A 12,968-nucleotide genomic window follows, 5' to 3' on the forward strand; every position below is an offset into this window, starting at 1 on the left:
CCAGGTTCTGCCAAGTATCAGCACGGTGCCCCGTGCTCTGTCGTGCAAACGGTGCTATTGCGCGTAAATCTCGGGTTGGGGGATTTCCTCGCCCTCGATGTACGTTCCTTCGGAGCCGTCGAATGTGACGTTGAGATCCTTGTCAACGGTAAAGTGATAGGTGACCTGCAGATCATCTTCGGCGGGTTCCCATGAGCGTTCGAGCCTGAACGAGATGGTGCCATCGCCTTCCTGGATAGCTTGGAACATGTAGGTGGTCGTGACGGGACCGCCTGCCATCTCGTCGCTGCTTTCCGGTTCGGTGTTCGCTTCCATCTGCTGCAGCGTGCTCGGCGTTTCGCCGTCGACGACCCATTCGTATCCGGTCCCCGCGTTCGATTGCAGCGAGATCTTGATGGTTTGCTGCGGCGTCGACGAGCATGACGAAAGCACGGCGACGACTGCCAGCGCCGCGATGCCTGCGATGACGAGGGCTATCTTCGATATAGGCTTTGTTTGTGAGGTATCCATAATTGCTCCTTGGTGGTTCGCTTTCAGATGATGCCAGTATACGGGCAACGACCGTCCAAGCGATTAGAAGGTAATCTGTTCGTTTTTGTGCGGGAACGTTGCTGCAACGAAGGACTCGGCGGTATCATGCAGTGCGGCGGACGCAAGGTCCCCGTGGGCGAGGGTGGCGCTGGATGCGGGAAGGTCGCCACTGGCGCTATAGATGTACCCTGGTTATAGGGATGCGGGTGCTGGACGAAGGAGGCGGCGATGAATGCGATGAGCGAGCGATGCGGCGGTTTCGTAGGGGCCGTGCGGCATCATCGTTACTTTACTGAAGATGACTCGGCACGCACGAGGTTGCAGTCGTTTTGCGAGCGGATCGAGCGCGAAGGCGCGAAAGCGTTCATCGACGAGGAATACCCGTGCGGATCTGGTAAGGCGATGATTGTCAATGAGGTTGCGGGGCGGTTCTGTCTGGTCGATGGGAACGCGCACCTGGTGGCGCTTGTTGCATGCGATCCCGATCTGACGCTTGCGCGGCTTGTCGAAGTGGTGGGGAGAAGCGATTTCGTACGCGTGTGGCGCGAGGGCTGGGAGTCGGATTCGGGACAGGCTTGCGCCTACGACATATATGTGCCGATCGATGCTGACGTGTCGCGTATTCCCGAAAGTCGTCCGGGAGTCGACGGGTTCAAGCAGCCGCCCGAAAGCATCAACATTGTCCCGGCCTGCGTCGCGTTCGATAGCCCGCTGTTCGCTTTGAGCGACCGCGGGCGGATGCTTGCGGAAACGGCAGCATGCGTGTGCGGGCATCGATAAGGAGGTTTCTTGACCGTTCCTGCCGCGTTCTGTGCTAGGGCGTGCTGCTGTCCGATGCGGCGCAGCGCCTCTGGATTGCCGTATCGCGCCGCGTACCGTGCGATGGCGTGCTGTGCCAGATCGTTGGAAGTTATTTCGGGCCTTGGCGCGCCCTTGCCATGCCCTGTTCCGTATCGTAGACTTATCATATGATTATCGCGACTGCGTGCAGTCGCCTCACATGGTAAGCGAAGGCGGGGACGAACATGGCGGACGAAGTAACCGAGCCGATCCTTCGGGAGTGGCTTGACGAATACGAGGGAATTTACGCCGACTTCATGCAATCTTTGGAGGATGCGGGCGTCGAATTCGGCGATCGCTTTATGCACGCCGAAGAAAACGCTGCTCTCAAAAAGCGCTTGCGCGATAAGGGGGCGCTGTTCAGAAACGGAGACGCGAGCATATCGATTAACGGAATATCGACGGCATGCGTGGCCTGTACGGGGTGTGCGGGCAGCCAGACGTTCTACTTTTCGCTGCGCTGCCACCGGAACTGCTATTTCTGCTTCAACCCTAACCAGCTCGACTATCGAGAGCATCTCGAGCACGACCGCGATTGGCGCGGTGAGTTCCGCGAGCTCGCACGCGAAGGCCGCGCCATGACGCACATCGCGCTCACGGGCGGCGAGCCGTTGCTTCGCGCGCACGAAACGCTCGCGTTCTTCGAAGAGGCCCACGCCCTGTGGCCTTCGGCGCACCTGCGGCTCTACACTGCGGGCGACTTGCTCGACGAACAGGTGCTCGAAGACATGATCGCTCGCGGCCTGTGCGAGATCCGCTTCAGCATCAAGCTCGAAGACGACAAGACGGTACAAGAAGGCGTGCTCGACCGCATCCGCATGGCGTGCGAACACGACGTCGACGTGATGGTGGAGATGCCGGTTATGCCGGGCACGACCGATGAGATGAAACAGCTCCTCGAAGAGCTCGACGCTATCGGCATCACGGGCATCAACCTGCTGGAGTTCTGCTTCCCGTTTACCGATTGGACCGAGTTCGCGCGACGCGGCTTCAAAGTGAAGAACCCGCCGTTTCCGATACTGTACAACTACGAATACGCTGGTAGCCTCCCCATCGAGGGAAGCGAGGAGGCATGCCTCGAACTGCTCGATTTCGCACTTGACCGCGAGTTCGCGATGGGTGTGCACTACTGCTCGCTCGAGAACAAGCACCGCGATCAGATATGCCAGCAAAACCATGCCGTACCGTTCGATGACCTGTGCTACGAGCTCGACCAGAACGACTTCTTTTGGAAAACCGTCAAGACGTTTGGGGCTAGCGCCCAAGCAGCGCGCATTGTGCTCAGCGAGAAAGCGGCAGACGGCGAGGGGCGCAGCTGGCGCTACGATACGGAAGATGAGTGCCTTATTGTCCACCCCGACCTTTCGGCATTGCTTGCGGGTGTGCCCGTCGATCTTGCCGAATCGGCCAACGTGCTCGAATGGCGCGACGAGGGCGTGATCCTGCGCGAACTGGCGTTGACTCCGATAACTGCACGTGCCGAGGGGTGACGGTGTTCGGCCTTCCGATCATACTGTATCTTTTCCTTGGCGGAGCGGGTGCGGGGGCGTGTCTGGTTCTTGCCGTAGTCGGGTTGCTCGTGCCGTCTGAGCTGACCGCTCGACCGAAGCGATTGCGCGGTGGAACCGGCACGGTTTTCGCAGCGTCTGGCTCGTATAGAGGCCTGTTCGTCCCGGCTTACGCGTGCGCCCTCGTTGTTCTCCTGCTCGGCATGGTGTGCCTCATCGCTGATTTGGGCCGCGCCGATCGATTGCTGCTTTTACTGACTGTGCCGTCGCTTTCCCATATCGCCGTGGGTGCATACGCGTATGCCGCCTGCTTCGTGCTGACGGTCATGTTGGCCTTGGTGTGGACGGGTGTCGTGCGGAATGTTCCCGTTGGCCTGGCGCGGGCGTTCGAGGTGCTTTCCGTTCCCGTTGCGCTCGTATCGATGGTGTACACCGGGTTGCTGCTACAGAGCTTGGCTGCGGTGCCGCTCTGGACGGTACCGTGGCTCCCAGTGATCTTCGTGCTGTCTTCGGTATCGTGCGGCATCGCGCTCGTGGTCGGCGTGGCGCATTTCGGCGAAGCGGGCAGCATGTTCCCCTCGCTGTTCAAGAGGCTCATCGCATGCGACGTGATCGTTATCGTTCTCGAAGCGGCAGCCGTTGCGGCATTTCTCGTTGCATGCGCCAGTGCGATCGGCGCCGAGCCGAGCGGCACGGCAAAGGCCGCGATAGGTTCGTATCGCGAGTTAGTTGCGGGCTCGAACGCGGGGCTGTTGTGGGTCGGATTTGTCGGTGTCGGCCTCGTGCTGCCTTTCGCACTCGAAGCGGTGGCGCTGCTTTGCGCGAAAGTCTCATCGCGCGGATTGGCGCTTGCGATTTCTGCGTGCGTGCTGTTCGGCGGGTTCGTTATGCGATTCTGCATTGTGGAGGCCGGCATGCATCCGGTGCTTGCGCTGGCTGCGGGCGGATGACGGATCCACAAGGATTTGCGGGTTTGTGTTCGAAGCGACGTAAGGTGAACTATGTTTCCATTCGAAGTTGATACGACAAGCGATGTGCCGTTGTGGGTGCAGCTGCGCCAGCGGCTCATCTACCTCATCAACTCCGGCTATTTCAAGCCGGGCGATCAGCTGCCGACGGTGCGCGGACTTGCGTCGGACATCTCCATCAACTACAACACGGTGAACAAGGCGTATCTGAGCCTGGTGTCGGACGGCTATTTGGAATCGACGCGGGGGCGGGGGGTGTTCGTCCGCGACCTCGATGCCGAGCTGGACGAAGAGTACACCAAGGAAATCGAGCGGATCATGGACGACTGCGTGCTCGCATGCCGCGATCTCGGTTTGCCGCTTGACGACATCGAAAAATGCATGGCGAAGAAGATCAAGCAGATCAAAGTTGCAGAGGGCCTGGTGGATGCCGGCGAGACGCCACCCGCAGGCTCGGGCCGAATCGTTGCGATCGACATCGGCGCGAAGCGTGCGATGCGCGAAGGCGAAAGGTAGGATGTCGTGAGTATCGAAAAGGAAAACGCGTACGCGGCGGGGTATTCGGCGGGCAGATCGTCGCGGGGCCGTGATGCGGTGAACTCCCCGCAGCGAAGATCCCGGTTTCGCGTAGTTCCCGAGGCGAGTACCGAGGTGGTTGGAGAGCGCGCCTCGAGTTCGGGTGTGATCTTGTTTTCGGCAGTGGTCTTCCTTCTTGCCTTTGGCCTGGTTTTGGCGGCGGCTTGGGCGTTGACGGGCGAAATCGGAGTGATCGCGCTTCTCCTCGCTCTGGTTGTCTCACTCGCTGTGATGTCGTCGGTCCACATCGCCCAGCAGTGGGAAAAGGTCGTTGTGCTTCGCTTCGGCGAGTTCAACCGCGTTTCGGGGCCGGGGCTTTTCTGGACCATACCGGTTGTCGAGCAGAACACCATGCGTGTTGACGGGCGCGTGCGGGCCACTTCCTTCGGAGCGGAAGAGACGCTAACCGCCGATCTAGTTCCCCTCGACGTGAACGCCGTTCTGTTCTGGATGGTGTGGGATGCGAAGGCGGCCTGTACGGAGGTGGGCGATTTCACGAGAACCGTTGAACTGGCTGCCCAGACGGCGCTGCGTGACGCGATCGGGCGGGCGGGGGTCGCCGAGGTTGCGATCCGCCGCGAGCAGCTCGATCGGGAGCTCAAGCGCATCCTCGAAGAGAAGGTGGCGCCCTGGGGCATCACGATCCTTTCGGTCGAGGTTCGCGATATCCTGCTGCCCAAGGAGCTGCAGGAGGTCATGTCGCTCGAGGCGCAGGCGGAGCAGCGCAAGAAGGCGCGTATCATCCTGATGGAGGCCGAGCAGGACATCTGCGAGATGATGAGCGACATGGGCGATTCCTACTCCAAAAACGATGCCGCGCTCAGGCTGCGCGCAATGCATCTGCTCTACGAAAGCGTTCGGGAGACAGGGGGAACCGTGGTGGTTCCGAGCTCGTTCTCGGAGGGTTTCGGCGACGTGCTTCCCGACAGCGTCAAGGATTCGATTGCCGGTGCGTAAGCGTGATTCACGCTAGGAATCGACTGACCCCGCTCGACACGGGTATTCTTAGATATATATTATTCATAAAATAGAATAAAACTTGGAAAATAATCATATGACAATTCTTGATTGTCATATGATTATTTCGTATAGTGCGTGATAGACGGATTTGGCCAATTCCGACACGGGACGATGGGGATCTACGGAATTGCGCCCGCACAGTGAAATCGCGATCACGTGCGGCGGGCAGATCGATAGATATCCTGCCAAAGCTTTAGGAGGAGAAATGCCAGAAGCTAACAGCTCGCACAGCGGGCTTACGCGCAGAAATTTCTTGAAGGCCTCCGGCGCTGCTGCGGGGGTGCTGGGACTTGCAGGTGCTGCAAGCATGACAACGGCTGAGGGATGGCTTGCACCCGCGAAGGCTCTCGCCGAGCCGGAAGAGAGGGTGGCGCACCTCTGCCACCAGTTCCACTGTTTGACAGGGTGCAACCTCAAGTGCACGATTCGCGACGAGCGCGTGTCTCTTATCGAACCGAGCGACCTTGTCGACGAGGGCCATCGCACCGTATGCCTGCGCGGCATCAACGAGATCGAGCACATATACTCGACAGACCGGCTGCAGACGCCGCTGAAACGAGTCGGCGAGCGGGGCGAAGGCAAATTCGAAGCGATTTCTTGGGATGAGGCGATCGATGCGGTCGCAAAGGCCGTCAACGATTCGTGGGACAAGTACGGAAAGGATTCCGTATTCGTTCGCAAATCGACCGAGGCTTCGATCGGTTTTGATTTCATCGGCCAGCTGCTCTTGGCCGACCAAGGAGGCAACTGGGGCCTCGACCGCGGTCAGCCGAACGGGCAAACGCCGGCTTTCGGTGCGTTCAGCTACTGTCCGTCCCGTTCCATCTGGGAGTTCTCCGACGCGGCGACCATCATCGAAGTCGGGCATAACCCGCTCGAGAGTGGAATCGTCTGGTCGCGTGCCCTGATGGACGCAAAGGAGGCGGGCACCTATATCGTCGCACTCGATCCGCGTTTCAGCGGTACGGCATCTAAGGCCGATCTGTGGTTGCCCGTTCTTCCCGGCACCGATGCGGCGGTCATACAAGGCATGATCCGCGCAATCGTCGACAACGAGTGGTACGACGAGGAATTCATGCGCGCGAACACGTCGCTTTCGTTTTTGGTCGACCGAAAGACCGGCAAGAGCTATCGCAGCGACGAGGTGCTGTGCCCCAATCCGACGGTGGTGACAGCCGAGGAAACGGGTGCGCCGTACGTGTGGGATCAGGTGAGCGATTCGCCCCAACTCTACGATGCCGAGGGCGTCGAACCTGCTCTCGAAGGTACGTGGAAGGTGGGCGGCAAAGAGTTCGCCACCGAGTTCACGCTCATGAAAGAGTGGATTTCCGATTATTCGATCGAGTGGGCCGCTGAAACGTCGGGAATCGATCAGGCTACGATCGTCGAGCTTGCCGACCGCTACGCGAATAACGGCCCTGCGATCATTGACTATGGTTTGGGCGGACCCGACAAGTATACGAACGCCGACGTGCTCGGGCATTCCATGTCGATCCTCACCGCGATAACCGGCAACTACGGTCGCAAAGGCTCGGGCTTCGGTTTCTACGGCGGTGTGGGGTCGGACAATCCTGCTGCAACGATGAATCCCTGGGTTCTTCCCGAGAAATACCACTACAACGACTCCGGCATAGCCATGTACGAGATGCCGTATGTGGAAAACAACATCCATTGCGCGATCACCTTCGGCGATGCGTTCACGCTCGAAGCGGCAAGCGCCAACGATATGCTCGAATGGGTGAAGGGCCTCGACTTCTTCGCCATTATCGACATCTACCATTCATCGGCTGTCGATTACGCCGATATCGTGCTGCCTGCGTGCACGAAGTTCGAGTGCGAGGAAGACGTCAAGCAATTGCGCGACAGCTTCGGCTACGTCATGCTCGCGAACGGCATGATAGATCCGCTGTTCGAGTCGAAAAGCGACTTGCAGATTGAGCGGCTGCTCGCTGCCAAATGGGGCCTTGAGGATCTTCTGCCGAAAACGTACGAAGAGCTGGCAAGGTTCTCCCTCGAGGGCGTCGACAAACTCGACCCGAACATGAAGGGCATCACCTACGACGCGCTGCTCAAGAACGGCGGCTGCATGCCGATAGCGGGAACGGGTGACGATTGGCGTCCCGACGGACACGCCGACCAGGTGTACAATACGCCTTCGACGAAGATCGAGCTCTACTACGAATACCTATTGGATCAGGGCCATCAGTTCCCGGTGTACGAAGATGCGAACGAGGCGTACGAGAAGAACCCGCTTAAGGAAACCTACCCCCTCTACTTCATGCAGGGCAAATCGCGCTACCGTATCCACGCGTACTACAGCGCATCCCAGTGGTTCCAGGAGGATTACGGCCCTTGCGTCAACATCTTCCCGTCCGACGCGGAAGCGCGCGGCATCAAGACCGGTGACGATGTGAAGGTGTACAACGATCGAGGATCGTTCGTTTGCACGGCGCTTGTGAATCCCGGCTTGCAGCCTGGCGTGCTGTTCATGGCCGAGACGACCTATACGAAATACTACAAAGAGGGCTTCTTGCAGAACGTGACGAATCCGGCGCGCAACGAGCGATGCTACGCGATGTACCACGGTCCCCAGATACCCTACAACGATACCCTCGTCCAAATCGAAAAGGCTTAGGTGGTGCGAAATGACTAAGCTTGGAATAGCCATCAATGAAACCCGCTGCATCGGCTGCCAAACGTGCGCCTACGCATGCAAAATGCAAAACAGCGTTCCTTCGGGCATGCGCTGGAACCGCGTCATAACGGATGGCTGCGATGTGATCGACGGGGCCCAGGGAGAATTCCCGAACCTTTCCCGTACTTATCTTCCCGTTGCCTGCCAGCACTGCGAAAACCCCGCGTGCCAGAAAGTGTGTCCGACGGGTGCCACGTACAAAGACGACAAAGGCCGTGTCGAGATCGACTACGACAAGTGCATCGGCTGCCGCATGTGCATGGCGGCGTGCCCGTACAACGCACGCGTATTCAATTGGAACGAGCCGAGCCGCAGTCCCGATTTCGTGTACGGAGACAAAGAAGTGCCCGTGAGACCCAAGGGCGTCGTGGAGAAGTGCACGCTCTGCAAGGAGCGTACCGATCGCGGCGAGGATCCCATGTGCGTTGCGTGCTGCCCGACGAGGGCGCGTGTATTCGGCGATCTCGACGATCCCGATAGCGAAATCTCGCGGATCGTACGCGAGCGAAACGCGGACGTGCTGCTCGAGGAGCAGGGTACCCGTCCCCAAGTCCACTACTTCAGATAAGGGGTGCGCGCAATGCAAACTTCAGTGAAATTCAAAGCTGCTGCGGGCGTGCTCGCAGTTCTGACGGCGGCGGGCATCGCCGCGTGGATCTACCAGCTCGTGGGCGGCCTCGGCGTCACCGGCATGAACAACGGCACCTCCTGGGGCCTCTACATCACCTGCTTCATGTTCTTCGTCGGGCTTTCCGCAGGCGGGCTCATCGTGGCCTCGTCGGCGAGCGTATTCCACGTCAAGGAATACAAGAAGGTGGCGCTTCCCGCCGTTATCCTCTCGACCGTGTGCATCTGTTTGGCCGGCATGTTCGTGCTCATCGACCTCGGCAGCATTCAGAGGGTGTGGCAGATCATCGTATCGCCCAATCCGACCTCGCCTTTGTTCTGGGACATCTGCGTGATCACGCTGTACCTCGCCATCAATGTCGTGTATCTGGTGTTCATGATGTCGAAGAAGCCCGGTGCCGAGAACCGCGTGGCCATCGTGTCCCGCTTCGCGCTGCCGGTCGCCATCCTCGTCCACAGCGTGACCGCTTGGATATTCGGGCTCGAACTGGCTCGCGAAGGTTGGTACTCGGCCATCATGGCTCCTTTGTTCGTCGTATCCGCCATGGACTCCGGCTTGGCGTTGCTGCTGCTCTCCCTCATGGGGTTGAATAAATCGGGTCTGTTCAAGACCGATAAGAAGCTACTCTCCAACCTTGCGGGGCTGCTCGCCGTCTGCATCGCCATCGACGGTTTCCTCATCGGATGCGAAGTTCTGACCATGGCGTACCCCGGGGCTGCGGGAGCGGAGACGCTCGCGATCATGGCTACGGGGGCAACCGCTCCGTTTTTCTGGTTCGAAATCATCGTGGGCATCCTGATCCCGTTCGCCATTCTCGTGTTCGCGAAAAACCGGGCTCGCATGGGGCTCGTCGCCGCGGCGAGCGTCTGCGTGGTCGTCGGCGTGTTCTGCAAGCGCTTGTGGCTCTTGCTCACCTCGTTTGCTGAGTTCAACGTTGCCGGTGCCCCCGGAATCATCGGCGGATCGTCGTCTGCTGCCCATGCTGCGGGAAGCGAAGCGTGGGCGCTTGCAAGCGCGTATGCGCCGACATGGGTCGAGATCGTCGTTGCCGTCGGCGTGGTATCACTCGGCGTGCTCGCGTTCATGATCCTCTGCAAGAGGCTGCTACCCGGAAATCGTACCGCTTCGGATGCCGAGACGTCCGAATGCGGGCCAGTGGGCGAAGCCGTTTAGGTGCCCCAAGCCGCCTGCGCAGCTGTGCGCAGGCGGCTTTGCGGTGCTACTCGAACGCCGCGTCGCCCGCCTCGACGCAAATTCCGAAGGAGATTCGCATGTCTGCCACCATCCCTTTAGCCGTTCTAGCCGATGTCTACGGCTTTCTCGGCAATTCGCTGCTTAAGCCGATGACCCAGACTGCGGCAGTGGGCATCGACCCCACGTTCTGGAAGTCGTTTCCCGGTTTCGGCGACCAATCAGTCGGCGAAGCTGTCGCCGAGTGCGCGCGCTATGCCGAGCAGGCGGCGGCGCAGGGCGAAGATGCGGTAGAGCGGGCCGCTGTCGAGTATACGCGCCTGTTCGTCGGACCTCCCTCGCCGGCCGCGGCCCCGTGGGAAACGTTGTACCGATCTGCGGATGCCACGGTTGGGTTCGGCGAGCCGACGTTCGAGATGAAGCGGATCCTGCGGGAAGCCGGGCTGGAGTTGCAGAACGAGAACCGTCAGTACGAGGATCACATGGGTATCGAGCTTCTGTATCTCTCGACCCGCTGTGCCGCCCTTGCAGGCTCGGTCGGCGGAGCTGCTGCGGTGGGAGGCGATGAGTTGGACCCATCCGAGCTTTTGGACTTCATCGACCGCCATCCGCTTGCATGGATCGGAGCGTTTCGAGCACGGGTGGCGCAAGCGTATCCCGATGGGTACTTTGCAGCGTTGCTCGGCTTGGCCGAAAGCGTACTTGCGTGGCATGCCAACGTGCTGCGGAGTAGGGGTTAGGGTATCTGCCAGACGCACCGAACCGGCTTTTCCTCATTGCGATTGAGGCATACGATCTCGGCTCTCGATCGCCCAACGACCTGTTTAGAACCGATTCGGAGTAAGTCCATCTTCCTGCGTGTTTCCGCTGTACAAACCTTTTCTCGTTGTATATGCGCGAGAGCCCTCGTCAGGCAACCTCGTCAATCCGGTACAGTCGCATATCGCCTTCGCTGAGCACGAGGGTGAATCCGGGCGTGTCCTCGGTGATGGTTTCGATGCCCTCCCATTTGGCGGCTTCGTAGCGCTGATCGGTTGTAGTGGGGTTGTCTCCCGTGGGCTCGTCGAGCAGGATGAGGTACTTCGCTCGCACCTCACGCACCGCTTGCTGCACCTCCTCGTCGGTTGCGATGTTTGCCAGGCGTGTGCGGATGACCTCGTTCGTTGCGGCGGGGGAGGGGGTGCTGCCGTTGTCGCCGGTGCGGCGGAACAGCACGGGCAATCCATCGGTTCCGTAACACCAAGCAGTTCCATCGTTGGGGATGTTTATGACCGTATCGCCCTTTTCGACAAGGGCGGCCGCCTGCTGCACGAAAGCGCGCTCATCGGCGGTGTAGATGTCGTCCCACGAATAGAGGCTTGCTACCTGATGCCGCATTGCGGGCAATCCGTTTTCTATCGTGCGCTTTCCGAGGCTTATGTGAAAGGGTATCACCTGGCATAGAATGAATACGGCTGCGAGCGCCGCTGTTGCGAATGCGGTCTCGCGTCCTTTGAGCTTCGGCAGGCGGGACAGCAGCGAACCGAATAAGCGTATGAGCCAAGCGAATCCGAGTGCTGCCAAGGGAATGGCGAACAGGGCGTTCATGGCACCGGTGCGATAGTAGTCCGAGTACCAGAATCCTGCGATGATCTGACGCAAGAAACCGTCGGCGCATACGTTGCCCAGGTAGATGACAAGCGCGATCACGTATGCCACAGCGAGCCAGAGCCAGCGGCGGTCGCGCAGGGCGGCAATGAGGCCGAAGAGCACTGCGATAGAGAGGAAAGGCTGGATCCCGCCCCATTTCACATACATGAACGACAGGGCGGACATCATCGCTTCGGGAAACGAGAGCAAGGTATCCCAGGTTCCGTAGGTAACCACGCCGCGCAAGGGCGGAGCGAAAAACAGAGCGACCCACAGCGCGCAGGCTCCAGCTGCAAGGCCGACGGCGCAAGCGATCTTCTTCGGCGTGATAGAAGCTTGCTTGTCTTGGGGTCCGCGGAAGATACGGCAGAGGGCATAGGAAGCCATCCCGATGACGCAGGTGAACGCACCGTTCGGTTGACAGAGCGCGATGGAGGCAAGCGCGATGAGCGCTCCTGCGGCGTAGCGCGCCCGCCCGCCTTTCCCATTCGCTTCGACAGCGGATACGAACAACGCGATGGCAGCAGGGATAAGCGCGAAGGCCGCCAGGTTGGGTAAAAGCTGGCCTTTGGTCAGAAACCCCCAGGGCATGATGGCGAAGCTCGCCGCAAACAGCGATCCAGCTAACACGACTCCGCGCCGATTCGGGAAGACAGTGCACAGGAGCAGGCATACTCCTAAAGGTAGCACGATTGCGGTGAATGCGAGCGTTGCGGCGTTGGTGGCGATACCCACGCCCCCGCCGATGCACGACGCGGCTATAGCAACAACGATATGCCAGGCAGAAGGATAATACGAGCCGGTGGTTCCCTGGTCGAGAAAGGAGCTGCTGTTAAGCGTGGAATAGGTTCCCGAATCCAGGAAGGCGCGGACGATGGACAGGTGCACGGTCGTATCGTCTTTCCGCGCAAAGGAGTCGGGTCCGTCGATGGCGGTTAGAAATACGAATATGCACACGATGAGCCCCACGCATAGGTAGAGCATAAGCCTGCCAGGTGAAGCGGCGTGAAAGCACCTTTTCGTCTTCGGAGGCAGGTTTGCGTGGCGAGGCGTTTCGGGGGTGGGTTTTCAGGTCGTTTGGCCGGGGGCGTGTTGTTCGCGTGGTCCGGCCCGAGCGGACGTCTGCGTCGGATGCCGCAGGTCAGTGCGAAGGCGATCAGGGCGAGCGCGCCCGTTGCGGCTGCGAGCACTAATGCATGGCACGATATGTTCGCTTCGCGGAAGATGACGCCTAAAGCGACCACTAGCGTAAGGGAGAACGCGGGGGCTGCAGCGCAAGCCACGGTGCGCTGTATCGAAAGCGCGCGTCCGATCAGGTAGCCGGGAATGTACAGCACCGCACAGCAGACGATGACGGCGAAAAACAGCGTGAACCACATGGG

At 59.8% G+C, this 12,968-nt stretch carries 12 protein-coding genes; 9 read left to right on the plus strand and 3 right to left on the minus strand.

The genetic code is table 11. The features are described 5' to 3' along the window. Nucleotides 1–54: 54 nt before the first annotated feature. Nucleotides 55–510, minus strand: a complete 456-nt coding sequence (locus tag FJE54_RS07720) for a protease inhibitor I42 family protein (RefSeq protein ID WP_139652105.1) — start codon at nt 508–510, stop codon at nt 55–57. Nucleotides 511–759: 249 nt separating this feature from the next. On the opposite strand from FJE54_RS07720, the gene FJE54_RS07725 reads away from it, so the two are divergent. The 9 genes from FJE54_RS07725 to FJE54_RS07765 all read left to right on the plus strand — a co-directional run bounded on the left by FJE54_RS07725 (nt 760) and on the right by FJE54_RS07765 (nt 10,697). After that, nucleotides 760–1,311 (plus strand): hypothetical protein, encoded by a 552-nt coding sequence (locus FJE54_RS07725; protein WP_139652106.1) that lies wholly within the window; start codon nt 760–762, stop codon nt 1,309–1,311. A gap of 245 nt (nt 1,312–1,556) precedes the next feature. Continuing rightward, entirely contained in the window at nt 1,557–2,861 is a 1,305-nt protein-coding gene (locus tag FJE54_RS07730; protein WP_139652107.1) for a radical SAM protein, read from the plus strand. Nucleotides 2,862–2,863: 2 nt separating this feature from the next. Next, nucleotides 2,864–3,829, plus strand: a complete 966-nt coding sequence (gene nrfD, locus FJE54_RS07735) for an NrfD/PsrC family molybdoenzyme membrane anchor subunit (RefSeq protein ID WP_255467273.1) — start codon at nt 2,864–2,866, stop codon at nt 3,827–3,829. Nucleotides 3,830–3,880: 51 nt separating this feature from the next. Then, a complete protein-coding gene (locus FJE54_RS07740; protein ID WP_139652109.1) occupies nt 3,881–4,363 on the plus strand; it encodes a GntR family transcriptional regulator in 483 nt (160 codons plus the stop codon). Nucleotides 4,364–4,441: 78 nt separating this feature from the next. Then, nucleotides 4,442–5,380: a slipin family protein gene (locus FJE54_RS07745; protein ID WP_139652263.1), complete on the plus strand. Its 939-nt coding sequence runs from the start codon at nt 4,442–4,444 to the stop codon at nt 5,378–5,380. A gap of 268 nt (nt 5,381–5,648) precedes the next feature. Then, nucleotides 5,649–8,078, plus strand: a complete 2,430-nt coding sequence (locus FJE54_RS07750; protein ID WP_139652110.1) for a molybdopterin-dependent oxidoreductase — start codon at nt 5,649–5,651, stop codon at nt 8,076–8,078. A gap of 10 nt (nt 8,079–8,088) precedes the next feature. Beyond that, nucleotides 8,089–8,706 carry a 4Fe-4S dicluster domain-containing protein gene (locus tag FJE54_RS07755; RefSeq protein ID WP_139652111.1) on the plus strand — a complete coding sequence of 206 codons (618 nt, stop codon included), beginning with the start codon at nt 8,089–8,091 and terminating at the stop codon, nt 8,704–8,706. 12 nt (nt 8,707–8,718) lie between these two features. Next, nucleotides 8,719–9,939 (plus strand): NrfD/PsrC family molybdoenzyme membrane anchor subunit, encoded by a 1,221-nt coding sequence (nrfD, locus tag FJE54_RS07760; RefSeq protein ID WP_139652112.1) that lies wholly within the window; start codon nt 8,719–8,721, stop codon nt 9,937–9,939. Between the two features lie 98 nt (nt 9,940–10,037). Further along, nucleotides 10,038–10,697 carry a TorD/DmsD family molecular chaperone gene (locus FJE54_RS07765; protein WP_139652113.1) on the plus strand — a complete coding sequence of 220 codons (660 nt, stop codon included), beginning with the start codon at nt 10,038–10,040 and terminating at the stop codon, nt 10,695–10,697. Between the two features lie 169 nt (nt 10,698–10,866). Here the strand turns inward: FJE54_RS07765 and FJE54_RS07770 are convergent, their stop codons facing one another. Both FJE54_RS07770 and FJE54_RS07775 read right to left on the minus strand, forming a co-directional pair. Beyond that, nucleotides 10,867–12,570, minus strand: coding sequence for a DUF6541 family protein (locus FJE54_RS07770; RefSeq protein WP_180326633.1), 1,704 nt, complete (start codon nt 12,568–12,570; stop codon nt 10,867–10,869). Next, entirely contained in the window at nt 12,522–12,965 is a 444-nt protein-coding gene (locus FJE54_RS07775; protein ID WP_139652115.1) for a DUF6541 family protein, read from the minus strand. The genes FJE54_RS07770 and FJE54_RS07775 overlap by 49 nt, the downstream gene beginning before the upstream one ends. Between the last annotated feature and the right edge of the window lie 3 nt (nt 12,966–12,968).

This window comes from Raoultibacter phocaeensis, from assembly GCF_901411515.1.
Lineage (GTDB): Bacteria > Actinomycetota > Coriobacteriia > Coriobacteriales > Eggerthellaceae > Raoultibacter > Raoultibacter phocaeensis.